Source organism: Chryseobacterium turcicum (genome assembly GCF_021010565.1).
GTDB lineage: Bacteria > Bacteroidota > Bacteroidia > Flavobacteriales > Weeksellaceae > Chryseobacterium > Chryseobacterium turcicum.
In genome coordinates this window covers 332,844-356,106 of record NZ_JAJNAY010000002.1, presented here as the reverse complement: position 1 = coordinate 356,106, position 23,263 = coordinate 332,844, and the positions used below count along the sequence as shown (strand labels likewise).

Genomic DNA, 23,263 nt, shown 5'->3' with positions numbered 1-23,263 from the left:
ATTACTTATTACCAATTATTCATTACTAATAACTAATAATCTGCCGGAGCTTCTAGGTACAATTGTTTGAAAGCGGTATCCAATTGCTCGTCATTTGGAGCTTTACCATGCCAAGCGTGAGTTCCCATCATAAAGTCTACACCAGCTCCCATTTCTGTATGAAGGATAATTACCACTGGTTTTCCTTTTCCTGTTTCAGTTTTTGCTAATTCTAAAATTGCAATTACCGCTTCAAGGTCGTTACCGTTTTTCTCTTCCAAAACTGTCCATCCGAAAGATTCTAATTTTGCATGAAGATTTCCTAAAGAAAGTACATTTTCTGTGCTTCCGTCAATTTGCTGTCCGTTATAATCAATCGTAGAAATAATGTTGTCTACTTTGTTGGCAGCAGCGTACATCAAAGCTTCCCAGATTTGTCCTTCCTGCAATTCTCCGTCTCCGTGAAGAGAGTATACCAAAGATTGGTCACCGTCTAATTTTTTTCCTTGTGCAACACCTAAAGCTACAGAAAGCCCTTGTCCCAAAGATCCTGAAGCAATTCTTACTCCTTCCAGACCTTCGTGAGTCGTTGGGTGACCCTGTAATCTTGAATCTAATTTTCTGAAAGTTTTCAACTCGTCAACTGGAAAGAAGTCGAATCTAGCTAAAGTAGAATAGAAAACCGGCGAAATATGTCCGTTTGAAAGATAGAAGTGATCTTCATTTTTACCTTCCATGGTGAATGGAAGATTGTAGTTCATTACTTTACCATACAATGCTGTGAAGTACTCAGTACAGCCCAAACTTCCACCTGGATGCCCCGAATTTACAGCGTGAACCATTCTTAAAATGTCTCTTCTGATTTGTGTTGTAAGAGATTTCAGCTCTTCAATACTTTTACTCATATATTAGGATTTATTTGCATGCAAATTTACAATTTTTTGTCGGCTTATGGAAATGTAAAAATCCGGACATTAAATCCGGATTTTTATGCACCCTTTGTTAAAGTTGAAAATCTTTGACAAAATTTTTATGAGTGATACTTTTAAAAAAAAAAATGAGCCTTAGCCCAATTATTAAAAGCTAAGTTAAAACTATATTACCTGAAAAATTAAACAAACTCAGAATAATGCCTTTTTGATAGAATATTTTCTTCTATGGTTTCTCCGTCGTCGCTCCGTCATCTCTGTATCTGAATTATACTAAAAAAAATGATGAAAAATATTTAAACAGAAACTTGGTAAGTATTTTATTTTCTATTGTTTATAAAATATATGAAAATCAGCTTTTGAGTTAAATATCATTACAGAATTATTCTTAATTCCAAAAGTTCCCTCAACACTAATGTAATCGAATTCTTGAGATAAATTTTTACCATTGATTTTTAATATATTGTATTTTTTATCTTTTGAATATACACCAATAGCATTGCTTTGATAAGTAGGACTAGTACATTGAAATTCTGAAGAAATAATTAAGTTTAACTTGTTGTTTTCAAACAAGTAGTATTTCCAAACTTTATTTTCAAGTAACATTATATACTTTCCTAAGAACTGAATTTTTTCATGTTTAATTTTCAAAATCTCATTACCATCAGAAAGATATAATCCGTATTTATCTTTCTTTTTTAAGATGAGTAAATTAGGTCTGTTGTTATACATTAAAAAGTTATGTGAAATAATTGAATCCATTTCTGTTTTAAAAATAGATTTTTCTTCTTTTCGGTAAATCAGTTTATATTTTCCTGTTTTTGTTTTGAGAATAAAATAATCGGGAGTTACAGGCTCTGCGCAGTTGATGAATCCGGATTGTTGTGTCCCACTTCTTAAGTTATATATAACTTTACCATTATCAAAAATTTCTCCATCATCGAAAATTCCATATTTTTCATAAGAAGATAACTTTATTGGAACAGGAAATTGTGACTGATAAATAAATTCACCGAGACGATTGATAAGCCCCCAATTGCCGTTGTTTTTAACAATTGCCGATTTTCCTGTAAAGGGATAAGCAACTTCATAACCTATTTCAATTGCTTTATTCCCATTTTTATCATAAAAATAGAAAAGGCTATCTTCTGATAAATGATTTTTGTTGCTAACATAAACTGTATCATCTGACATTTTAATAATTTCATTAAGAATATTAAAATCTATTTTGTCAGAAAATTGAGCCATGTAATCTTGGGCAGAAACTTTACTTGTAACAACTAATAATGTAATTATTGTGATTAATAATCTTGTTTTATTTAATAACATCTTTAAGTTGTTTAAATGATTAATAATTAAACAACCTTCAAATAATTTTTATTCTTCACCAACCACAATCCAATAAAAGTTAGTAATCCATTCAGGATAATCAGTTCTACACCGATTCTATAATCTGTGTAATTGGTGACCAACATGTTGATAATGTAAGTTAAAATCGGGGCTAAAAGTGTAACTGTAAGAATTGAATATTTTTTTGAGATTTTAAATTTGGTGAAAATTCCGAAGGCAAAAAGACCTAAAAGTGGTCCGTACGTATAACCTGCAATCTCCATGATCAAATAAACAATTGATTTATCATTCATTGCTTTGAAAACCATAATTAAAACAAAGAAAACCACTGTGAAAATCAAATGAACTTTCATTCTCAGGCGTTTTTTTTCTTTTTCAGTTTTACTTTTGTCTTCATTAAGATTTAAAAGATCCACACAATATGAACTTGTAACCGCCGTTAAAGCTCCATCCGCAGAAGGGAATAAAGCGGAAATCAATCCAATAATAAAAATTACAGAAATAATCATTGGGAAATGCCCTTGAAGTGATAGGGAAGGAAATAAATCGTCGCCCATTACATTTTTGATATTTCCTGCAGCATCTTTGAACCCAAAAACATTAGAAACAACTTCTTTACCTTCTACCATATTCGTGATTTGAGAATATTCTGCTCCATTTTGTAGGGCAAAAAGATAAAGTAGACCTCCTAAAAATAAGAATGCAAGATTTACAAAAAGCAAAGTTCCTGCGAAAGTCAGCATGTTTTTCTTTGAGTTCTGAAGATTATCAACCGAAATATTTTTCTGCATCATTTCCTGATCCAGTCCGGTCATCGCAATGGTGATGAAAATTCCACCTAGAATTGTTTTCAGGAAAAATGTTTTGGAATTGGGATCAAAATTGATGAAATGAGTATAATTTTTCTGTTCTAAAATGGTGTAAGCTTCACCAAAAGATAAATTTAAATTAGATAAAATGTAAACAATACATGCAATTAAGCTAATGATCATAAACGAAGTCTGCAAGGTGTCGGTAATAACAATGGTTTTTACACCACCTTCAAAAGTGTATAAAAGCACCATTAATAGAAGCACCAAAGCGGTTACCCAAAACGGAACACCTAACCCTTCCAATAAAAATATCTGTAAAACGTTGACTACTAAATATAATCTTGCGGTTGCACCAATCGCTCTTGAAACAATAAAAAATACAGAACCAATTTTATGTGCTTCTACATTGAATCTTTTTCCTAAATAGGTGTAAATCGATGTCAGATTCATCTTATAATAGAGTGGGAGTAATATCGCAGCCACAATAAAATATCCGATGAAAAACCCGATCACCATCATGTAATATTCGAAACCACCGAAAATATATTCGCTTCCGGTCATTTTCCCTACTGTTCCGGGAACGGAAATAAAGGTCACGCCACTTAAACTGGTTCCAATCATTCCGAAGGCAACGAGCCACCATTTACTTTTTTTGTTTCCGATGAAAAAAGACTGGTTATCAGAGTTTCGGCTAGTGAAATAGGAAATCACCAAAAGACCAATGAAATAAACAAAAACAAATAGCAAAAGTATAGTTCCGGAATTCATGTTTAGAATTTAAATTTTAGCAAATATAGTTTTTTTTGAGAAGTGAAGATGCAGGATGTTGGAAGCAGGATGATGGATGTAGAATAGTGTTTAAGGTTTCCCACAGATTTCGCAGATTTACACGGATTCTTTACGCAATTGTTTGGTGAAAAAATGCCACGAATGCACAAATTTAATTTTTGATTAATAAAATTCGTGCATTCGTGGCAATTTATTTATTTCAGTAGATGATGTGGCAATGATATATCTCAAAATCTGTGGATGTTTTACCTCCAGCTTCCATCATCTAGCATCCAGCTTTATAAAACATCTCGCAAATCTTCATTTTTCTGGAATGTTGCCTTTGCAAACGGACAAAGAGGAATGATTTTCTTACCATTTTCTCTTGCGAATTCTACCGCTTTTATCAGCATTTCTTTTCCTACTCCTTTTCCGTTGTAGGCTTCTTCCACCTCGGTATGATCGATGATGAATCGGTCTTCACCTGCCCAAGTATAGGTCATTAATCCAGCTCTTCTTCCATCGATCAATGCTTCAAAGCTTCCGTGTTTTTCGTCGTTGTTTTGTTTTACGTCTATCATAATTAAGAAAATTTGGTTTGAATTTCTATTTCGTTATTTAATATTTTGTGCACGGGACAAGCGTCGGCAATGGTATGAAGTCTTTTCAGCTGATCTGCGCTTAGGTCTTCTCCTTCAAAACTAATGTTTCTTTTAAAAACTGCCAATTTTGTTAAAGGGAAATTTTCCAATTCAACTTCTACGTCAATTTTTTCAACGTTCCATTCTTTTCGGTCAATATACATTCTAAGTGTCGCCGCAGTACAGCTTGCCAAAGAGGTTGCGAGGATTTCAAAAGGATTAAACCCCTTATTTTGTCCGCCTTTGTCGATGGGTTCGTCAGTGATAAGCGTATTTTCGCCTGCCACAACTTCTGTGTAATATTTTGTTTTGCCTAAACTTGCTTTTACAGTTACAGCCATATATTTTTAGATGTTAGATGTTAGATGTTAGATGTTAGATGTTAGATGTTAGAAAATCTTTGATTTTCAAAACTTATGTGTTCTCAATTAGCAGTAAATTTTAAACTTAAAACTAATGTAACTCATGTGTTTTAAAAAAAATGTGACTATTGTGGTGAAATATTGAATTTAGATTATTTGATTTTTAAAACTCTCTATTTTGTCATTTAAATCTTTCAGCATTTCAGGATTAATCACCCCACTTTCCAAATCGAAATTTTCGTAAAATTTAGGCAATGAAAAAGTTTCTTTCACTTCTGCTGCAAACTGTGGGAAAAAAGTTTTGGCAGTATTCATTACATTTCCGCCACCATAACCTCCCGGAGAAGTACTCATCAACAACATTGATTTATTTTGGAAAACTTTTACGTTGATTCTAGAAGCCCAGTCGAATACATTTTTAAAAGCTGCCGAATAAGAACGATTATGTTCCGCTAAAGAGCAGATGATAACATCACATTCTTCAATTTGCTTTAAAAAGTTGTGTGCTTCATCGGGAAATCCTTTTTTTTCTCGATCTACAGAAAAAGCGGGCATATCATAATCATTTAAATCAATGAAATTAATTTCATCATCCTGAAAGTTTTTCAGAACAAACTTTACCAGCTCTCTATTGATGGATGTGGAAGAAGTGCTTCCTGCAAATGCTAATATTTTCATGTTTATTTGTTTTAAATTTTAAAAAAGTATCCTGAATTGATTATTTTTTCTTTGAATCTTCTTTTACTTTTTCGAAATAATCTTCCTCAAGACTTTTAAGTCTTTTAAAATAATTTTCTTTATCCATAAATAATTTAGGGTTGTAAACATCTCCTTCTTTTCGCTTTTTATGAAGGTCAAACTGACTTGCGTGTGAAGCTACCCATACATCGAAATTGATTTTTTTCATCGCTTCAAAAGTCTGTGCATAATCTTTCTGAATGGTAGGGTATTTCTTTACATCCGAGAATTTATGGTCAATAATAATCGACGGTAAATTGGCAATTAGCACTTTGTAATTTTTGTTTCCTTCTTTGGTTTCAAATAAGAAACTGCATGATCCTTTTGTGTGGCCGGGATGATGAAGTAATGTTAAGACCGTATTTCCCAATTTTATTTGAGCTTTATCTTTTAACAGAAAATCAGGGATTACGGGCTGAAAAGTAACCCCGTATTTTCCCAATTCGTAGTCAGATTTTCCTCCACTTTTCAGCTCTTCTGCATCTTTTTCATCCACATAAAGTTTAGCACCGGTGTCTTTTTTTATCTGAGCCATCGCCCCCATGTGATCATAATGAGCCTGCGTTAAGGTAAGAATTTTAATGTCTTTATACTTAAAACCTAGCTTTTCTATATTCTTTTTAATGGTAGAATAAGAATCTGCCAAACCTGTGTTGATAAGAATATTGCCTTTATCGGTCACGATAAGATAAGATGCAAGGTCGTAAGTCCCTACATAATACAGATTACCTACAATTTTAAAAGGTTGATAGTCTTTTGACCAATCTGCCGGATTATTTTTAGGCTCTGTTACAGTTTGTGCAGTTCCAAAAAAAGATAGGCATAATAAAAATAAAAGTGTCAGGTTTTTCATCTGTAAAATCGCACTGTTTATAAAATTTTGTTTTTATTTTCTATTTAAAATGGCTTTAGGAAGCGGAACATATTCCTCTTCATCTCCTGGAACCAAAGGAAAAGCATCATGGTTCTGGTCATTCCAGTTTACTTTTGCTTTGTCAATTAATTCTTTGTCTGAGTTTACAAAATTCCAGAAAATGAAACGTTCTTCATCAAAAGGTTCGCCTCCGAAAAGATAAACAGTTCCGTTTTCGCTCATTTCAAACTCACAAAGTTTTGTGTTTTTGGCAATCAGCAATTGTTTTGAACCGTAAGAATTATCTTCAATATTTACTGTTCCGTCTAAAACATACATCGCAGCTTCTCCGTAAAGATCTTTTCCAATGCTGATTTTCTGTGCGGTTTTAGTTTTAATTTCAATAAAAAATAATTTACTGTGAACCGGAACGGGAGATTTTTTATCGAAAGCCTCGCCAGCAATTAATTTATATTGAATATCACCATCTTCCCAAACAGGAAGTTCATCAGCTTCAATATGATGAAAAGTAGGTTCGCTTTGCTCCAAATGTTTTGGAAGACCTACCCAAATTTGAAATCCGTGGAGTTTTTTATCGGTATTTCTTAAATATTCAGGTGTTCTTTCTGAGTGTACTACGCCTTTTCCTGCCGTCATCCAGTTTATAGCGCCTGGTTTTATTTCAAGAGCACTTCCAATGCTGTCTCTGTGAAAAATAGATCCTTCTAAAAGATAAGTTAACGTAGAAAGACCAATATGAGGATGTGGCGGAACATCAAGATTCTGATAATCTTTTAATTCTGCAGGCCCCATGTGATCGATAAAAACGAAAGGACCAACCGCTCTTTTTTCACGGAAGGGTAATAGTCTTCCCACTAAAAAATTTCCGATATCTGCGGATTTTTCTTCTATTATAAGTCCGATATTTGACATGAATATTGTGATTTTAGTTTTTGTGTAAAGCTAATTTAGTTAAAATTTCTGCCATTTAAGGCGAATTAATAAAAATTAAAGTTTGTCGTACCCTTCAAATCTTTGGTCTACAATACGTTTCCAGTCTGGATTTTTTTTAATAAACGCAAAAACATACGGACAAAATGGAAGCAACTTTTTACCACTTTCTTCAATGTAGATTAATGTTTTTTCAACCACTGCCGCTGCCGCTCCGGTTCCTGCCAATTCAGGTTCGGCTTCGGTATGAATAAGAGCGATTTGATGACTTGTTTCTTTGTAATCAATAAAGGCAAAATGACCGTTTACTTCGATTTCAAATCTTTTTTTATCTTCGTTTTTTACTAATGGAATGTTTTCAAATTCTGGTTTCATGATGTTTATATTTTTTAAGTTTTATAAAAGAAAATAATGTTTGTCATCCTGAATGTATCTTAATATTTAAAAATAAGGCTAGATTCCTACGGAATGACAAACACTATTCTAATTTTTATGAATATGATTTTATTAAAATTAATCTTCCAAATACCCGAATTTTCCGGTATTGAAATCTTCAAAAGCCTGCATAATTTCCTCTCTGCTATTCATTACAAAAGGACCATGAGGGAAAATAGGCTCATTTAATGGCTCTCCGCTGAGAATTAATACGACAGAATCTTCCGTTGCTTCGATGGTGAAAGTTTCGCCTTCATTTTTAAACAAAACTAAATGGTCAGTTTTTACTTTTTCTTCACCATTCACTAAGATGTTTCCTTCAATAACCAATGCTGCGGTATTAAAATTAGCAGGAAAATTAAATTCTGCTTTTCCACCTGATTTTAATTTGGCATTCATCAAATTAACCGGACTGAATGTAGATGCAGAACCTTTTATATTCTGAAATTCTCCAGCAATAATTTCCACAAATCCGTTTTCACCTAACTCTGCTCTTTTTATTTCTGAGTTTTTAATCGCCTGATATTTTGGCTTGCTCATTTTATCTTTTGCGGGAAGATTTACCCAAAGCTGTACCATCTGGAAAATACCTCCGTTTTTTGACCATTCTTTTTCGTGATACTCTTTATGTAAAACTCCGCTTGCTGCTGTCATCCATTGTATGTCGCCTTCACCAATAATACCACCACCTCCTGCGCTGTCGTGATGTTCTACTTTTCCTTGGTAAGCAATCGTAACTGTTTCAAAACCTCTGTGCGGGTGTACGCCGACTCCACGAGGTGTTTCTGAACCATTGAAATGAAATTTAGAATTGTAATCGAGCATGATAAACGGATCCATTCTTTTCATATCTAAATGATGAGCTCCCGGAATAAAATTGTGTACTCTGAAACCATCACCTACAAAATGAGCAGGCTTTGGAGGAATTACTATTTCTACTTTTTTTGTTGTCATAATAGATGTTTTTAATTTTAAACAAATTTAGAACAGTGGGAAGAGAATTACATTGATGTGTGGTAATTTCGGATTTTATAGTTTTACAGTTGGAGGGCTTTAGTGTTTGAGAGTTTTAGAGTGTGACAAGTTTAGGGTTTATTCTTCAGATTTCATGTTTCTGCCATCAGAGGTGTGTAATCTTCTGAAGACTAAGCTTGATAGAATTGTTAGAATTCCTACGGTAAGAAACGTGTAACGGAATGCGTTGTGGGTTTCGTGTTTGATTAATTCAGGGTTGTTTTCGTAGATTTTTAAGACAATTAAACCAAAAGCAATCCCGAATCCGATGGCTAACTGTTGATTAACAGAAATTAAAGAATTTCCACTACTGGTATGAAAGTTTCGTAAATCTGCAATAGAAATGGTATTCATCGATGTAAATTGGATTGAATTGAAAAATCCTAAAATAGCAATCACTGGAACAAACCAAAATATGGAACTGTGAATATCCGGAATGGCAAGGCAACAAATTAATATTCCGATGATAAATGTATTCACCATTAAAGTTCGTTTGTAACCGTATTTATTTAAAATTTTAATGACCGACGATTTTCCAAACATCGCTGTTAATGCCATTGGTGCAATTATCCAGCCTGAAATTACGGCCGATTGACCGTATGCAATCTGAATCATTAAAGGAAGCAATAGTGGAACCGAGCTGATTCCTAATCGTGTGGCAAGATTTCCTATAATCCCAACCCTGAAGGTTCGAACCTGAAATAAACTTAAAGGAAAAATAGGATTGTTGCCCCTTTTTGCATGACGGTAATAATAGTAAAGAAATAAAAATCCTAAAATGAAAACAATCAATACCGGTGTGATATTTTGCATGTCTCCGAAAAGCTCGAGAGAAACAGAAAGTAAAAGTGAAGCTGCTGCAAAAATTAAAAATCCTTTTAAATCGAAATCAGTATCTCTTGAATTATAATTGGGCATGTATTTTAAGCCTAAAACAATTCCTAAAATTCCAATGGGAATATTGATGAGAAAAATCCAGTGCCATGAAAGATAGTCTACCATATATCCACCCACCAAAGGACCGAGAACTGGACCAATCAAAGCGGGAACGATGGCGAAATTCATTGCTTTGAGTAATTCGTTTCGATTAAAAGTTTTAATTAAAGCTAATTTTCCAACAGGCGTCATCAAGCTTCCACCAACTCCCTGAATAACTCGTGAAATAACCAAATGAGTAAGGTTTTGAGAAAGTGCACAAAATATAGAACCTAAACTAAAAAGTACCAATGCAAAGATAAAAACTCTTCTCGTCCCAAAGCGGTCTGCCAAAAATCCGCTTGCAGGCATGAAAACCGCTAATGTCAAAACATAGCTGATAATTGCATTCTGCATATTCAGCGGAGATTCATTTAAATCTCTGGCAATCGAAGGCAGGGAAGTATTTAGAATGGTAGAATCGAGCATCTGCATAAAAATAGCAGTCGCTAATATTAACGGAAGAACTTTTTTTACAGTTTGTCGGGTAGAGGTTTGTGCGGGCATTGTAATTAAAATTGTATAAGCTTGGTTTTAAAACTTAAGTCTTTAGCTTAATTTTTTAATTATTTAAAGTTACAATTTTCAAATTTATAATCTTTGTCTTCTATATAAAAATTATTGTTTTCCCAGAATTCATTATTTGTTTTTGGTGAAAAATCGTTTTTAATCTTCATAATCGGTTGAGCATATTTTTTAACGATATTCAGTGTAATATCTTCAGACATGAGGTAGAAGTTTCCGTAAAATGTTGAGATTACTTTACCCTCATTCAGATAATTGCTTTTATCAATCTGTTTGTAGAAATTAAGAAAGTATTTTCCGTCAGATTCTTTGTAAGTCTGAATGATTTTATGAAAGGTTTGGGATGGATATTTAGAATTTTTATATTGATGTGTTTTTCTTACAATACAATGTTCATAGCGAATGACTGCAAAATTTTTGCTGTCGATATATATTGTTCCGGTTGAGCTTTCTGGAGCGGGATAACCATAGCCAGTAGAATAAACTCCGGGTGAATTATTGATAAAACTGATTTTATAGACTCTTTTTCCATCATAATCAACTATTTTATTTTCCGTTAAATCGTAAGAGGAGGTTCTGTACAATACATTGGCTTTACTTAAAATAATATCACGATTCAGCTGTGTCCACAAGTTTCCGATACCGCTTTCTTTATTTTTTGCAGAATTTTCTGTTTGACTTTTGTATTGTAAAATTTCACCAAAAATATTATTTTCAGGACTGTTTGAGCTGTTTAATCCATTTTTATAAAATATTTCAATCAATGCTTCTTCATTATATTTTAAAATATCTTTGTCATTATATCGTTGTTCGCTTACATAAAATTTTTGATTGTAAGGAGTTTGAATGTAATTTTGTGTTACATTATCTTTTGCTTTTTCTAAAATTTCTTTCGCAGATAGAAGTTTTTTTCCTTTTAAAATAACTTCCTCAATAGATATTATTTTTTCGGAAGAAGGCTTCAGATAAATATTATTCTCTGATTTTGAGTTTTTAACCTGAATAGAATCACTTTGGTAACCCATCGCAGAAAATACTAGGTAATCATCTAATGAAGGTGATTTTGAAATATAAAATTCTCCATTTTCATTGGCTACCACGCTTTTCTTATTTGATTTATAATAAACATCAGCATAAGAAATTGGAATGTTTTCCAAACTCATTATTTTGCCTTTTATTTTAGAATTGTTCTTGGTTTTAAATTCTTCTTGTAAAGCTTTTTTATAAGTAATTTTTTCAGGAGGGTGCATTTTCGGGATATAAAAAATGCCATCATAAACGTTTTTCCACTTCATTAAAATAGGGAAGTATCCGAGTGTAGAAGAGTAAAATTCATTTTTCGGATATTCTTTTAAATCAACTAAAACGGTAGGACTATTTTTTGAAAATAAATCAGATTCTAAACTATTTAAAGGAGGTGTTAAAATTGGCATTACAGTGTCGTGTTGTCCCAAATAATTTCCTGAATATGCCGTAAATGCTAGAGAAAATAATTCATCTTTATAGTAATCTTTAAGGATTTTCCCCATTGAAACAGCATCTTTTAATTCATTAATGTTTTTAAGATTCTGGTCTAATGAAGATTCATTATGTCCTGTAAGGTTTTTCTCCTGAACATGCATCCTTTTTATATAATCAAGGCTGATATCAGACATTTTGAATGTACTTAAATCATTGGCGATATGATAATTTGCTGCCCAAAGAAGTAGTTTTTCATTTTTCAATTCTTTCTGAAGAAAAATAAAGTTCTCTGCCATTTGTTTGTCCCGTGGGTTTTGAACAGAAAATTTATCACCATTAATTATGGTCAACATATAATCTACTTCTGCTTTTGAGCTTTTGAAAGCCTGCTCAATAACTTTTCCCTTGAAATCTTTATTTTTAATAGAGGCTAAAGCTGTAAGAAACTTATTACAAACAGAATGTAATTTTTGAATTTCAGTTTTATTATTTTTTAAATATTCTAAATCTTTATAAATTAAAGTTTTATCAATAATTTGAAATTCATCTTCAGTAAAATAAATATTGTTCTGTTTTAAAAATCCTTTTAAATCATTGAGGTAGTAATTTTGAAAAATCTCACCTTCCTGACAGTCGATACCTAATATCTTCATGTCGGGATTTTTTTGTACATAATCTATAAGTTCCTGAAAAGCTTTGGTTTCAGACCATATTGGAAAAATACTTTGACTGTAAAGACTGAAATCTTTTGCTATTTTTAGCAACTCCCAAACTTTATAGTTGTCATAAAATCCAGCTTCAAATAAGATTGTTTTAAATTGATTTTCCTTGTGTAATTTCTTGATTATTTTTACTTTCTCATCAAATACAGTACCGTCGCCATGAGTGGGTTCTCCGAGCAAAATATATTTAGACTGAAAATTTTGAGCATTTAACTGAAAACATAAAAAGATGAAAATTGCAACTAAAATATTTTTTTTCATAAAAATTTGATTATAAAATCGTTTGGGAACTTCAATACAACTCAAGAATGTTTGATTTATTGTGGCGTGATTAATTTATATTCATATGAATCAATGGATAATCTTTCCCAGTGCCATCTTTTTCTGACCTTCCTGTTTTTCTGAAACCCATTTTTTCATAGAATCCTATTGCTTGTGGGTTTTGCTCGTTCACATCTACTTTTGTACAGCCCGTTTTATCATGTAAATATTGAAAAAGTTTTTTTCCTAAACCTTTTCCACGAGCGTCATTGTGTATAAAAAGCATTTCTAAAGTATCGTCTGAAACTGCACCGAAACCTTTCGGATGATTGTTTTCAGAAATAATATAAACCTCGAGTTGAGGAAAATACTGCTCAGGAATTGCTTTTTTGAAATATTCAAAATCACTTTCCGATAAAAAATCATGAGTAGCTTTTACAGCAGATTCCCAAATTTCAATCAGTTTTGGATAATCTTCAACCGTTGCTATTCTAGTTGTATATGACATTTCTTTTTTTTGTTTAAATGTAAAAAATTAATAAGCTAAATGAAAATCATATTTTCTGAAGGATATGGGAAAAGAATAATTGATTAATTTTAAATAAAAGAAATTGTATGCTTTTCTCAAAAACCATCAGCGAAATTTTAAATATAAAATATCCCATTATACAAGCGCCAATGTTTGGCGTAAGTACGCCAGAAATGACTGCAGCAGCAACAAAAGCAGGATGTTTGGGTTCGCTAGCATTGGCAGACCTTACTGCTGAAAAATCGGTTGAATTGATACGAAGAACGAAAAAACTAACCAATCAGCCTTTTGCTGCTAATATTTTTGTTCACGAAATTCCTGAAATCACAGACGAATTAAAATTACAATATGCTAGAACGAAAAAATATCTTGAAGATTTAGCTCAGGAAAATAATATTTACACTCAGCTTCCCAATTTAGAAGATTTTAAAATCAATTCTTATCATGAGCAAATTGATGTAATTGTTGAAGAGAAATGTAAAATCCTAAGCTTTACTTTTGGAAACCTTGATAATAAAAGTATTCAAAAATTAAAAGAAAACGGAACTATTTTAATCGGAACCTGTACTTCTGTAGAAGAAGCTTTAGTTCTTGAAAAATCAGGAATTGACATTATCTGTGTTCAGGGAATTGAAGCAGGTGGTCATCGTGGAAGCTTTGTTCCGGAAAATATTCTACAAATTGGAGGTTTTTCTTTACTTTCTCAGGTGTATGATTCTTTAAAAGTTCCATTAATTTATGCAGGTGGAATTTATAACGGGAAAACTTTAAAAGCGGCACAAGAATTGGGGGCGCAAGGTTTTCAGATAGGAAGTCTTTTATTAGCTTCTCAGGAAAGCGCTTTGCTGGATTTTGAAAAGGCAAGGCTGAAAAACGTAAAAGAAAAAGATATTGTTTTAACGAAAAGTTTTTCGGGACGGTATGCAAGAGGTATTAAAAATAAATTTATTGAAACGATTGAAAACTCAGATTATATTTTGCCTTATCCTTATCAAAATAAATTGACCGGAGAATTGAGGAAAATAGCAAGAACGGTGAAAAATGATGAGTTTGTTAATCTTTGGGCAGGGCAATCAATTGTTAACTACAGCGAAGATTCAACCCAAGATATTTTAGAAAAATTAATTCAGGAATGTTTTTAAATTCTCGCAGATTTTACGGATTTAACAAATTTTTTAAATAAAAGCTGTTTAAACTAATTTTCGTTTAACCGCAAAAGAGCAGCAAAAGATATTTGAAATGTACATGATTAGATATTCAAAGTTCTCAAAAGAATAAAAATCAAAGATTTTTGAAAGCTTATGTGTTCTTTTTTTCATTTTAAAAATAAGCTTTAATAGAAATATCTAAATCTTTTGTGGTTTAATAAAAAGTTTAAACAAGTTTATAATATAAATTTTGGTAATCTGTAATTTAAGTTTACAAAAATTAAACTTAAATTGGTTATAATATTAACATCACAACATCACAAATTATTAAATGAAATCATCACAACAAGATTTTGAAAAAAATGCAACAAAAAAATCTGCGGTTAAAAAAATAGTTAAAATCATTGGAGTTTTATTTTTGATACTAATCCTCGGTTTAGGCATCGCAGAATATATTTACCGAAACGAAAAAGAAACGCCGCTTTATAAAATTCAGCAACATCTTACGTACAACAAAGAAGATTGGGCAAATTATGAAAACAACAAGCGGATTTTGGCAAGTTCTCCAGTCAATTCGAATATAACTGATGTTGCAAGTGCTGCTCCGGAAAGTCCGATTGATACCTTGATATGGGAAAATACGATAAAAAATAAAGATTATATTCCTGATGAGGTTTTGTCAGAAATTAATAGGTATAAGGCAAGGGATTTTTCTAAACTGATTTTGGCAGAAAATAAACCAACCAGTGAAGAAGCTCAAAATGCTATTATTACTCATTATAAAAATGAAGTAAGTAAACTTCTAGACGAATATAAAGCCCATATTCAGATGGGAACGGCTTACAATGCACCATTACAATCGCAAGATGAATTGGTAAGAGTTACGGCAATGGTTTCGGCGTTTAATAAAGAGCGTGGAAATTTGGGAAATATTCAGATGCCGCTCGATGTGATTTATGATTTTGTGCAGTATAAATCTGAGCCAAATGTTTGGTATGTATCAGATTTTAGCCAGAATATTCCTTATGATTACAAACTTAATAAGGAACGTTGGTAGAAATCACCAGAAATAAAAAATAGCTTTCAGTACTTCTGAAAGCTATTTTATTGTATATAAATTAAGAGATTGCTTTACTTGCAATGACTTATTTCGTTAAATCTAAGCCTCCGAAATTTCCGGAACTCATCATCATGTAAACGCCCTGAGTTTTATCTAATAAATCCCAATACGCATGAAGTTCTTGGGCGTTGGTAAATACTTTAAGGTTTTCATTTTTAAATTTCTCTTTGATTAAATCCGGAGAAATAGGCTCCATTCTTTTGATTTTTAAAGCATCTTCAGAATAGAAAACAATGGCTTCGTCTAATCCGTCCATTGCGTGGTCATATTGCTCAAGAAAAGCAGGATTTAAACTTGAATAGGTATGAAGTTCAAGAAAGCCGTATTTTTTTTCATTTTTAAATTGCTCACAGAATGCTTTTACAGCAGCTTTCACTTTACTTGGTGCGTGTGCAAAGTCTTTATAAAGAATTCCTTTATCTTCACGTTCTACTTTTTCGAGACGTTTTGAAGCACCTTTAAAGCTCATAATGGCATCATAGAAGTCTTCATCCATAATTCCCAACGTATGGCAAATATGTCTGGCTCCTTCAAGATTTAATAAGTTGTGCGCTCCAAAAACAGAGAGCGGAATATCACCCATTTCGGTCTTAAGAAGTACTTTTCCGTTGGTAATTTCGTATTCAGGAGTTTTATAAGGTACTTTTCTGAAATAATTTTCAGCATTTTCTACCACTTTTACCACTTCAGCATCTTCTTCATTGTATACTAATAGTCCACCTGGAGTAATGCTAGCCACAAATTTTCTAAACTGCTCGATATAATCATCAAATGTTGTAAAAACATTGATGTGATCCCATGCAATTCCGCTCATTAAAGCGATATTGGGTTGATATAAAAGGAATTTTGGACGCAAATCGATAGGAGAGGAAAGATATTCATCACCTTCCAATACCATGAAATCGCTATCCTCGGTCAGTTTTACCATACAGTCGAAACCTTCCAACTGTGCACCCACCATATAATCTACATCTTTCTGATGGAAATTCAGAACATGAAGAATCATCGAAGTGATGGTTGTTTTTCCGTGAGAACCAGCGATAACAACTCTGGTTTTATTTTTTGACTGTTCGTAAAGAAATTCAGGATAAGAATATATTTTTAAACCTAATTCTTTTGCTTTTGCCAGCTCAGGATTGTCTTGATGAGCGTGCATTCCGAGAATTACAGCATCAATATCAGACGTTATTTTTTCAGGAAACCAACCCATTTCTTCGGGTAAAATCCCTTTCTTTTCTAATCTCGATTTTGAGGGTTCAAAAATAGCATCATCCGAGCCAGTCACCTGATAACCTTTATCTTTAAGTGCAATTGCAAGATTGTGCATTGCGCTTCCGCCAATAGCAATAAAATGAGTTCTCAACTTATTTTCTTAGTTTTTTACGTTATTGTTTATGAGCTTCTGAAATTCTGCAGTAATATTTTCCCAATTGGTTTTATAATTGGGCATAATCATGCTTCCGTCATTCTTACTGCCTTCATTTACACCTTTCTTAATGTTGATTGATGTGGTCACATTATCATACACTTTTTTATGGTCTTCCTGAATTCTTCTGAAATTATTTTTAGAAAGTGTTTCTTCCAAATTTTTCAAATCTTCATTAGAAACCTTAAAGCTTTTCTTGATTTTTTTACCTTGACCTTCAAATGAATAATGAGCATCATTGCCTTTAATTAAAAGGTTTTCGTAAGTAGGAGCATACCCGCCACTTTTCGAATAACTGATGTCAAAGTCCTGATAAATTTTCTGACTGTTACATGAAAGTATAGTCAGAATAATTATAAATACCCCTAAAATCCTCTTCATTGTTGTTTTAGTTTTGTGAGTTGCGCTCTTCAGATTTTTTAGCCTTAATTTCTTCATCATAAGTATGCAGAATATTAAAATCTTCGGTTTGCTCAATAGCAGTCATTATTTTAAGAAGAATCTGCTGTGCATTTTCTTTGTCATAGTCTATATCCAAAGGTTTTTTAAACTCCATGGTTGGTTTTACTCCGGTTACTTTTACACGAAGTCCTTTTTTATCAAACGCTCTTCTGAACCCATTTATTTTAATAGGAATTACAATCGGGCGCTGGTTTTTAACCAATTTTGCCGTTCCTTTTCTTCCTTGAGCAAAAGCAGCAGTCGTTCCTTGCGGAAAAGTAGCTACCCAACCGTTATCCAGGGCTTTCATAATGTTATCAATCTCTCCAAGGTCTACCATTCGGTTGACATTTTTACCTTCCGCTCTCCAAGTTCTTTTTACGGTAACTGCGCCTGCAATTTTAAAAATTTTTGGAAGAATACCTTTATTCATAGTTTCTTCGGCAGCTACATAATAAAAATCTACTCTTGGGTTTAAAAGATAAATAGGATTTTTAATCGTATTCAGATAGCCGTTGTTTACCGCGCAAAATGCATGATACATCGCGGCAACATCAGCAAAATACGTTTGGTGGTTTGACACAAAAAGCACATTAGAATCCGGAAGGTCTACCAGATTTTCTGTTCCTGTAATTTTAAGCTTGTTGAAACCATTAAATCTTCTGTAAGAAATAATTCCCAGAATAAAAATAATTAATCTTTTTAAAAAATAAGGTGTTCCGAATGAATCGGTAAAAATGTTCTTCTTCGCCATTTTTCAATTAAACATAATAGTTGCAAAGTTACATTTTTTTAATCAACTGGCTGAATTCGCTTAAGATCATTGCTGTAGCTCCCCAAATAATGTATCCGTTAAAATTGATGACCGGAACCTCATGCCCACCTGCTCCCGGAAGTGCCATGATTTCAGGATTATCCGGTAAATTTAAAAATGAAGTGATAGGAAATTCTATTACTTCTACAGCTTCACTTTGCTGCAAAATGAATTCAGGATTTTTTTTGGTGTAAGAAATAAAAGGATAAACATAAAAATTACTTGGCGGAATATAAATAGGAGAGAGCTCACGTATAATTCTCACGTAATGTCTTTCAATACCTATTTCTTCGGAAGTTTCGCGGATGGCAGTTTGGGCAAAATCTTTATCCAGCTCTTCACGTTTTCCGCCGGGAAGAGAGATTTGCCCGCTGTGACGGTCTCTTTCGTTTGTGCTTCTTACAATTAAAGGAAAATACCACTCATTATCTTTCAGATATAAAACAATATTTACAGCAGCAAATTTTGGATTTTTTTCTAAAACCTGATCGTATGTAAATATAGGTCGAGAGGGTGGTGAGAAAATTCCATGCGCATTTGCACCAGCCAACTCAGCGTTTTTTATTTTTCGTAGTAAATCTTTTCCAAAACTCATAGTTCAAATTTACTAATATATCTTGTAGAAAGGAAGGGTGAAAATGTTAATTAAAGATAATTTTCATTATGAAAAACTAATGTCTTTTATTGAAAAATATACTGATTTTGTTGAAATATAAGATGCCTGAAAATAAAAAACCTCCAGGAAAACTGGAGGCTACATTGTTTTTAGTTAGAATATCCACTCAATTCTTCTTTATTAGAATTGTAGATTTTGTACTCTAAATACTTGAAAGAATCCCTAGGGATAATGGTCACCCATTTTTTATATTTCAAAAACCATTTCATTTGAATGCTTTTAAGACCTTTAGTAAGGTAAGCTTCTACGAAAGGGTGTACATGCAGGAAAAGTTTTCCTTTTTCCTTCTGCATAATGGTTCTGATGGTGTCTCCCATTTTCTCAACAATCACGATTGGAGCTACTATTTCTCCGTCTTTGTTGGGGTTTTCTTCTTTGGTGTCGATCTGTTTTTCCGGACGGTTTCTCTGTCTTGTGATTTGTATCAATCCAAATTTACTTGGCGGTAAAATCTTGTGACGAGCTTTGTCGCGGCTCATTTCTGTTTTAAAATGCTCATACAAATCTCTTCTGTGATCGGGGTTAGTCATGTCGATAAAATCTACAACGATGATGCCTCCCATATCGCGAAGACGTAATTGTCTTGCTATTTCTGTAGCTGCCATTTTGTTCACATTCAGTGCGTGTTCTTTATTGGCAGTGTTTCCGGCGGTAATATTATTTCCGGAATTGACGTCGATTACGTGCAGCGCTTCTGTGTGTTCTATCACCAGATAGGCGCCCTTTGAACTTGGAATATTTACATGTTTTCCAAAGCTTTGTTTAAGCTGTTTTTCTACATTATAATATTCGAGAAGAGGAACGTGGGAGTCGTAAAACTGAACGATATTTTTTCGTTCTGGAGCTATGACTTCCAGATAAATTTTCATTTCTTCTACCATTTGCTCGTTATCACAAATGATATTTACAAAATCCTGATTGAAGTTATCTCTTAAAATAGACGATGCTTTATCGTCTTCACTTAGAACCTTAGAAGGTACTTTGTTTTTTTGAATATTCTTAAAAGTATTCTCCCATTTTTGAATCAGTTGATTCATGTCATTGTGGAGGTCTGCTACTTTCTTTCCTTCAGCTACTGTTCTGATGATAACGCCAAAACCTTCTGGTTTTATACTGTCAATCAGGGTGCGAAGCCTTATTTTTTCTTCAGAACTGCTTATTTTTTTTGATATCGAAACTTTATTGTCGAAAGGTATCAAAACTAAAAAACGTCCTGTTAAAGAAATTTGGGTAGAAATTCTTGGTCCTTTTGTGGAGATAGGCTCCTTAGTAATTTGTAATAAAACGATATCATCTTTAGCGATGACTTTATCTACAGTACCATTTTTGTCGATTTCAGGCTGTATCTCAAAATTTTTGAGACCTGATGAAGTCTGTTTGTTGGAAACCGAATCTTTTAAAAATTTTCGGTAAGTAAGATATTGTGGTCCCAAGTCCTGATAATGCAAGAATGCATCTTTGTCGTATCCGATATTTACAAATGCAGCATTAAGATTGGGAGCTAATTTTTTCACTTTTCCTATAAACAAATCTCCTACAACAAAATCATTTTTGTCTTCTTCCTCATGAAGTTCACATAGTCTACCATCCTCCAGCAAAGCAATCTTTGTAAGATCATCTTCATGCGAAACTATTAGTTCTTTCTTCATTTTTAAAATTAAAGATAAAAAGATTGATGTTGAAATTTGAGATGATGATTGCTCATTTTCTCAATTCCTTACTTGTTTTACATAACAAAATATAGTTGGTGAATATTAAAAACTTAAAAAACACCAACTATATTATTATACTAAAAATCCCGAAGGAGATTATTTTTTCTTATGTCTGTTCGCTCTTCTTCTTTTCTTTCTTTTGTGGGTTGCAACCTTGTGTCTTTTTCTTTTCTTTCCGCTTGGCATAATGTTAAATTTTTTTTAGTAACTAGTTAATATTAATTATTTCTCTTTTTATTTTACTGCAACTTTAGTTTTCACTTTCTCAACAAAAGATTTTGATGGCTTGAAAGCAGGAATATTGTGTGCAGGAATTTCTATTGCAGTGTTCTTAGAGATGTTTCTTCCCGTTTTTGCTGCTCTTGTTTTTACGATGAAAGATCCAAAACCTCTTAGATAAACGTTATCTCCATTGTACATAGAAGTTCTGATCTCCTGCATAAAAGCTTCTACAACTTTCTGTGTCTCATTCTTTTCGGTCCCCAATTTATTTGAGATGGTGTTTACCAATTCTGCCTTTGTCATTTCCTTTGTAAATTTTAAATTTTAGGTGTGCAAATTTAGTCAAAAAAATTGAATATTAACAATTTCAGTCGAAAAATGTTTCACATAAACTACTGAGAATTCTGTGTTTAGTATAGTGTGCCATTATAAGGAAGACTTTTTTACATGCTAGAATTGTAATATCCGTTTTCTACACAGAAGCGTATGAGGTGTAGTTTTGTTTTTAAACCAAGCTTTTCCGTAAGTCTATTAATATACGTATCGATGGTGCGAGTGCTCAAATTCAGCTGCTCACCAATCTCTTTATTGCTGAAGCCTTCGTAGCAGAATTTCATCAGCTGAATTTCTGTTGACGAAAGCTCTTGTTGGCTTTTTTTCTGACGGCTCATATACTCCTGAACGGCCAAAGGTTGCTGCTGCCAGTTTTCAGAATAAGCTTGATAATCAAATTCTTGAGATGTGATTTGTCCTTTGATGATATCTTTTATAATATTGCTGTTTTTCTGGCAATAATACATGTTTGGGATTTTTTCTAAAATATCTGCCATGTCTTCCTGATAGGTTCCAGAGTAGGTAATGATGGGGGTTTCGCTGTTGTTTTTGCGGATAAATTTTATCGCTTCAATGCCACTCAAGACAGGCATAAATAGCTCTATGATAAAAACATCTTCTTGTTTTCTGTAGATTCGATTGATCAACTCATGACCATTATTGCAGTCATTAAGCAGCATATTAAATGGGTTTTCCAGAAGCATTTTGATCATTATTTTTTTAAAATAAAAATCGCTGTCCGCAATAGAAAATCTTACCGTATTGGTCAGTAATTTACTCATTTTATTTTCGTGATTTGGTATGGCAAAATAAAATTCTGCTCACTAAAATAAGAAAATCTTTCGAATCTGAGACTTAAACTTCACATTAAAAAATTGTAAATAGTATTGTATGCATTGAATTTAATTTTGTGCATACATGTTTTTTTCCTATTTTCACAATCCAAATCAAATCACAAACATGTCTTCTAACACAGAAAAAAAATTAAACAAATCTGATGTAAGATTAGGTATATGGAAGTTTATTCTTTCATTTGTTATCTTATCTGCAATTTCATTTACCAGTGTATTCTTCTTTTTTAAGAGCTATAATCGGCAGCTTACGGGTGTTGATGACGAAGTTCGTACCTACCGCGATTTACTGTATCGGGATAATCTTCTTCATACCCAAGTTGATAGTATCTATGCCAGAATGGAGCTGCTAGACTCTGACAAAGCCTATAACGACAACTATTTACGTACTTATATTCTTGATAACGTTCGCGAAGCTCAACAGATTATGGGAGCCGATAGCGCTAATAATTTTAAACATTATGCCATATTGATGCAGAAAATTAAGCCTATGCTTAATCTGAAAAGCCAAATTATTAATGTTTCTTTTAAACAGCAGATTGCCATACGCAACGTTCAGGAATGTCAGGGGAAGTCTAATCAGATTAACAACAAGATGAAAATAGATCCTACCAGAAGCTTCACAGGCCGAAGAAGATAATTATAATTAAAGTTTAGAAATTATGCAGGGACAAATTACATTATCAAAAAAAGAAAAGCATTATCAGTTTTTTTACCTCGTGCTAATGCTTATTGTAGCACTTTTCTTTCTGGGAGTTATTTTTCTCAAAGGTTTTGCATCGCCTTTTTCTGAGGCTGACACCAATGCATTGCAGATTTTAGATCAGAAAGTGAAGTTTGATCAGCAGCAGAAAATTGGTTTAAAACTAATAGATACCGCTTCTGCAAGAGTAAATAGATTATCTGTTGAAATTCAGCAGCCTGTAGAAAAGAACGATGCGGAATATGCAGTACAGGATTTAGCAAATACGTTTCAGAATGTTGTAGTGAATGATTCTCGAAAAACGGCTTTCCCGCAAATAGGAAAATTCTTGAAAATGAATATGGTTGATAAAGACAGAATCATGAAGATGAACGAGACCACCAAAACATTTGAAAAACAATTTGAAGACTGCCAGCTAGGGTACAAAGAAAAAAGCCAGACTCTGAGAGATAGGAACAATGCTTTAAACCCAAGATAACACCATAAAATACAAAACACATCACAAAAAAATT

At 32.9% G+C, this 23,263-nt stretch carries 24 protein-coding genes; 4 read left to right on the top strand and 20 right to left on the bottom strand.

Annotation, left to right across the window (positions count from 1 at the left end; genetic code table 11):
• Positions 1-32: 32 nt before the first annotated feature.
• The 13 genes from LO744_RS16415 to LO744_RS16355 all read right to left on the bottom strand — a co-directional run bounded on the left by LO744_RS16415 (position 33) and on the right by LO744_RS16355 (position 13,284).
• The gene (locus LO744_RS16415; protein WP_230671288.1) at positions 33-884 is read right to left on the bottom strand and encodes a transketolase; all 852 of its coding nucleotides are present in this window, start codon (positions 882-884) and stop codon (positions 33-35) included.
• A 351-nt stretch (positions 885-1,235) separates the two neighbouring features.
• Positions 1,236-2,237, bottom strand: coding sequence for a WG repeat-containing protein (locus tag LO744_RS16410; protein ID WP_230671286.1), 1,002 nt, complete (start codon positions 2,235-2,237; stop codon positions 1,236-1,238).
• A gap of 26 nt (positions 2,238-2,263) precedes the next feature.
• Complete coding sequence (locus LO744_RS16405) at positions 2,264-3,838, bottom strand: sodium:solute symporter (protein ID WP_230671284.1); 1,575 nt, start codon at positions 3,836-3,838, stop codon at positions 2,264-2,266.
• A 299-nt stretch (positions 3,839-4,137) separates the two neighbouring features.
• On the bottom strand, positions 4,138-4,419 hold the full coding sequence (locus LO744_RS16400; RefSeq protein ID WP_185114093.1) for a GNAT family N-acetyltransferase: 282 nt from the start codon (positions 4,417-4,419) through the stop codon (positions 4,138-4,140).
• Between the two features lie 2 nt (positions 4,420-4,421).
• Positions 4,422-4,820 carry an OsmC family protein gene (locus LO744_RS16395; RefSeq protein WP_230671282.1) on the bottom strand — a complete coding sequence of 133 codons (399 nt, stop codon included), beginning with the start codon at positions 4,818-4,820 and terminating at the stop codon, positions 4,422-4,424.
• 168 nt (positions 4,821-4,988) lie between these two features.
• A complete protein-coding gene (locus LO744_RS16390) occupies positions 4,989-5,519 on the bottom strand; it encodes an NADPH-dependent FMN reductase (protein WP_230671280.1) in 531 nt (176 codons plus the stop codon).
• Between the two features lie 40 nt (positions 5,520-5,559).
• Positions 5,560-6,432 carry a CPS family subclass B3 metallo-beta-lactamase gene (gene blaCPS / locus LO744_RS16385; RefSeq protein WP_230671278.1) on the bottom strand — a complete coding sequence of 291 codons (873 nt, stop codon included), beginning with the start codon at positions 6,430-6,432 and terminating at the stop codon, positions 5,560-5,562.
• A gap of 33 nt (positions 6,433-6,465) precedes the next feature.
• Positions 6,466-7,365 carry a pirin family protein gene (locus LO744_RS16380; RefSeq protein ID WP_230671276.1) on the bottom strand — a complete coding sequence of 300 codons (900 nt, stop codon included), beginning with the start codon at positions 7,363-7,365 and terminating at the stop codon, positions 6,466-6,468.
• A 75-nt stretch (positions 7,366-7,440) separates the two neighbouring features.
• Positions 7,441-7,758 carry a GNAT family N-acetyltransferase gene (locus LO744_RS16375; RefSeq protein WP_230671274.1) on the bottom strand — a complete coding sequence of 106 codons (318 nt, stop codon included), beginning with the start codon at positions 7,756-7,758 and terminating at the stop codon, positions 7,441-7,443.
• 138 nt (positions 7,759-7,896) lie between these two features.
• Positions 7,897-8,772: a pirin family protein gene (locus tag LO744_RS16370; RefSeq protein ID WP_230671271.1), complete on the bottom strand. Its 876-nt coding sequence runs from the start codon at positions 8,770-8,772 to the stop codon at positions 7,897-7,899.
• Between the two features lie 138 nt (positions 8,773-8,910).
• Positions 8,911-10,314 (bottom strand): MFS transporter, encoded by a 1,404-nt coding sequence (locus LO744_RS16365; protein WP_230671265.1) that lies wholly within the window; start codon positions 10,312-10,314, stop codon positions 8,911-8,913.
• A gap of 59 nt (positions 10,315-10,373) precedes the next feature.
• On the bottom strand, positions 10,374-12,776 hold the full coding sequence (locus LO744_RS16360; RefSeq protein ID WP_230671263.1) for an erythromycin esterase family protein: 2,403 nt from the start codon (positions 12,774-12,776) through the stop codon (positions 10,374-10,376).
• Positions 12,777-12,846: 70 nt separating this feature from the next.
• Positions 12,847-13,284, bottom strand: coding sequence for a GNAT family N-acetyltransferase (locus LO744_RS16355; RefSeq protein WP_230671262.1), 438 nt, complete (start codon positions 13,282-13,284; stop codon positions 12,847-12,849).
• A 107-nt stretch (positions 13,285-13,391) separates the two neighbouring features.
• On the opposite strand from LO744_RS16355, the gene LO744_RS16350 reads away from it, so the two are divergent.
• Together LO744_RS16350 and LO744_RS16345 are read left to right on the top strand one after the other, a co-directional pair.
• On the top strand, positions 13,392-14,447 hold the full coding sequence (locus tag LO744_RS16350) for an NAD(P)H-dependent flavin oxidoreductase (protein WP_230671259.1): 1,056 nt from the start codon (positions 13,392-13,394) through the stop codon (positions 14,445-14,447).
• A 337-nt stretch (positions 14,448-14,784) separates the two neighbouring features.
• The gene (locus tag LO744_RS16345; protein ID WP_230671258.1) at positions 14,785-15,510 is read left to right on the top strand and encodes a hypothetical protein; all 726 of its coding nucleotides are present in this window, start codon (positions 14,785-14,787) and stop codon (positions 15,508-15,510) included.
• 88 nt (positions 15,511-15,598) lie between these two features.
• On the opposite strand, the gene LO744_RS16340 is transcribed toward LO744_RS16345, so the two are convergent.
• The 7 genes from LO744_RS16340 to LO744_RS16310 form a co-directional block, all read right to left on the bottom strand.
• Positions 15,599-16,936: a UDP-N-acetylmuramate--L-alanine ligase gene (locus LO744_RS16340; protein ID WP_230671256.1), complete on the bottom strand. Its 1,338-nt coding sequence runs from the start codon at positions 16,934-16,936 to the stop codon at positions 15,599-15,601.
• 9 nt (positions 16,937-16,945) lie between these two features.
• Positions 16,946-17,380, bottom strand: coding sequence for a hypothetical protein (locus LO744_RS16335; RefSeq protein ID WP_230671254.1), 435 nt, complete (start codon positions 17,378-17,380; stop codon positions 16,946-16,948).
• Positions 17,381-17,387: 7 nt separating this feature from the next.
• On the bottom strand, positions 17,388-18,194 hold the full coding sequence (locus tag LO744_RS16330) for a lysophospholipid acyltransferase family protein (protein WP_230671252.1): 807 nt from the start codon (positions 18,192-18,194) through the stop codon (positions 17,388-17,390).
• A 28-nt stretch (positions 18,195-18,222) separates the two neighbouring features.
• Positions 18,223-18,849 (bottom strand): NUDIX hydrolase, encoded by a 627-nt coding sequence (locus LO744_RS16325; protein ID WP_230671250.1) that lies wholly within the window; start codon positions 18,847-18,849, stop codon positions 18,223-18,225.
• 170 nt (positions 18,850-19,019) lie between these two features.
• The gene (locus tag LO744_RS16320) at positions 19,020-20,579 is read right to left on the bottom strand and encodes an Rne/Rng family ribonuclease (RefSeq protein WP_230671247.1); all 1,560 of its coding nucleotides are present in this window, start codon (positions 20,577-20,579) and stop codon (positions 19,020-19,022) included.
• 297 nt (positions 20,580-20,876) lie between these two features.
• Positions 20,877-21,167 carry an HU family DNA-binding protein gene (locus tag LO744_RS16315; protein WP_034674127.1) on the bottom strand — a complete coding sequence of 97 codons (291 nt, stop codon included), beginning with the start codon at positions 21,165-21,167 and terminating at the stop codon, positions 20,877-20,879.
• Between the two features lie 140 nt (positions 21,168-21,307).
• The gene (locus tag LO744_RS16310) at positions 21,308-21,979 is read right to left on the bottom strand and encodes a response regulator transcription factor (RefSeq protein ID WP_230671245.1); all 672 of its coding nucleotides are present in this window, start codon (positions 21,977-21,979) and stop codon (positions 21,308-21,310) included.
• Positions 21,980-22,157: 178 nt separating this feature from the next.
• On the opposite strand from LO744_RS16310, the gene tssO (LO744_RS16305) reads away from it, so the two are divergent.
• Complete coding sequence (gene tssO, locus LO744_RS16305; protein ID WP_230671243.1) at positions 22,158-22,688, top strand: type VI secretion system TssO; 531 nt, start codon at positions 22,158-22,160, stop codon at positions 22,686-22,688.
• Positions 22,689-22,710: 22 nt separating this feature from the next.
• The gene (gene tssO / locus LO744_RS16300; RefSeq protein ID WP_230671240.1) at positions 22,711-23,229 is read left to right on the top strand and encodes a type VI secretion system TssO; all 519 of its coding nucleotides are present in this window, start codon (positions 22,711-22,713) and stop codon (positions 23,227-23,229) included.
• Positions 23,230-23,263 lie beyond the last annotated feature (34 nt).

What these genes read in the sequence shown, in the direction of transcription:
- LO744_RS16415 (WP_230671288.1), bottom strand. Translation starts at nt 884, where the DNA reads ATGAGTAAAAGTATTGAAGAGCTGAAATCTCTTACAACACAAATCAGA.
- LO744_RS16410 (WP_230671286.1), bottom strand. Translation starts at nt 2,237, where the DNA reads ATGTTATTAAATAAAACAAGATTATTAATCACAATAATTACATTATTA.
- LO744_RS16405 (WP_230671284.1), bottom strand. Translation starts at nt 3,838, where the DNA reads ATGAATTCCGGAACTATACTTTTGCTATTTGTTTTTGTTTATTTCATT.
- LO744_RS16400 (WP_185114093.1), bottom strand. Translation starts at nt 4,419, where the DNA reads ATGATAGACGTAAAACAAAACAACGACGAAAAACACGGAAGCTTTGAA.
- LO744_RS16395 (WP_230671282.1), bottom strand. Translation starts at nt 4,820, where the DNA reads ATGGCTGTAACTGTAAAAGCAAGTTTAGGCAAAACAAAATATTACACA.
- LO744_RS16390 (WP_230671280.1), bottom strand. Translation starts at nt 5,519, where the DNA reads ATGAAAATATTAGCATTTGCAGGAAGCACTTCTTCCACATCCATCAAT.
- blaCPS (WP_230671278.1), bottom strand. Translation starts at nt 6,432, where the DNA reads ATGAAAAACCTGACACTTTTATTTTTATTATGCCTATCTTTTTTTGGA.
- LO744_RS16380 (WP_230671276.1), bottom strand. Translation starts at nt 7,365, where the DNA reads ATGTCAAATATCGGACTTATAATAGAAGAAAAATCCGCAGATATCGGA.
- LO744_RS16375 (WP_230671274.1), bottom strand. Translation starts at nt 7,758, where the DNA reads ATGAAACCAGAATTTGAAAACATTCCATTAGTAAAAAACGAAGATAAA.
- LO744_RS16370 (WP_230671271.1), bottom strand. Translation starts at nt 8,772, where the DNA reads ATGACAACAAAAAAAGTAGAAATAGTAATTCCTCCAAAGCCTGCTCAT.
- LO744_RS16365 (WP_230671265.1), bottom strand. Translation starts at nt 10,314, where the DNA reads ATGCCCGCACAAACCTCTACCCGACAAACTGTAAAAAAAGTTCTTCCG.
- LO744_RS16360 (WP_230671263.1), bottom strand. Translation starts at nt 12,776, where the DNA reads ATGAAAAAAAATATTTTAGTTGCAATTTTCATCTTTTTATGTTTTCAG.
- LO744_RS16355 (WP_230671262.1), bottom strand. Translation starts at nt 13,284, where the DNA reads ATGTCATATACAACTAGAATAGCAACGGTTGAAGATTATCCAAAACTG.
- LO744_RS16350 (WP_230671259.1), top strand. Translation starts at nt 13,392, where the DNA reads ATGCTTTTCTCAAAAACCATCAGCGAAATTTTAAATATAAAATATCCC.
- LO744_RS16345 (WP_230671258.1), top strand. Translation starts at nt 14,785, where the DNA reads ATGAAATCATCACAACAAGATTTTGAAAAAAATGCAACAAAAAAATCT.
- LO744_RS16335 (WP_230671254.1), bottom strand. Translation starts at nt 17,380, where the DNA reads ATGAAGAGGATTTTAGGGGTATTTATAATTATTCTGACTATACTTTCA.
- LO744_RS16330 (WP_230671252.1), bottom strand. Translation starts at nt 18,194, where the DNA reads ATGGCGAAGAAGAACATTTTTACCGATTCATTCGGAACACCTTATTTT.
- LO744_RS16325 (WP_230671250.1), bottom strand. Translation starts at nt 18,849, where the DNA reads ATGAGTTTTGGAAAAGATTTACTACGAAAAATAAAAAACGCTGAGTTG.
- LO744_RS16320 (WP_230671247.1), bottom strand. Translation starts at nt 20,579, where the DNA reads ATGAAGAAAGAACTAATAGTTTCGCATGAAGATGATCTTACAAAGATT.
- LO744_RS16315 (WP_034674127.1), bottom strand. Translation starts at nt 21,167, where the DNA reads ATGACAAAGGCAGAATTGGTAAACACCATCTCAAATAAATTGGGGACC.
- LO744_RS16310 (WP_230671245.1), bottom strand. Translation starts at nt 21,979, where the DNA reads ATGAGTAAATTACTGACCAATACGGTAAGATTTTCTATTGCGGACAGC.
- tssO (WP_230671243.1), top strand. Translation starts at nt 22,158, where the DNA reads ATGTCTTCTAACACAGAAAAAAAATTAAACAAATCTGATGTAAGATTA.
- tssO (WP_230671240.1), top strand. Translation starts at nt 22,711, where the DNA reads ATGCAGGGACAAATTACATTATCAAAAAAAGAAAAGCATTATCAGTTT.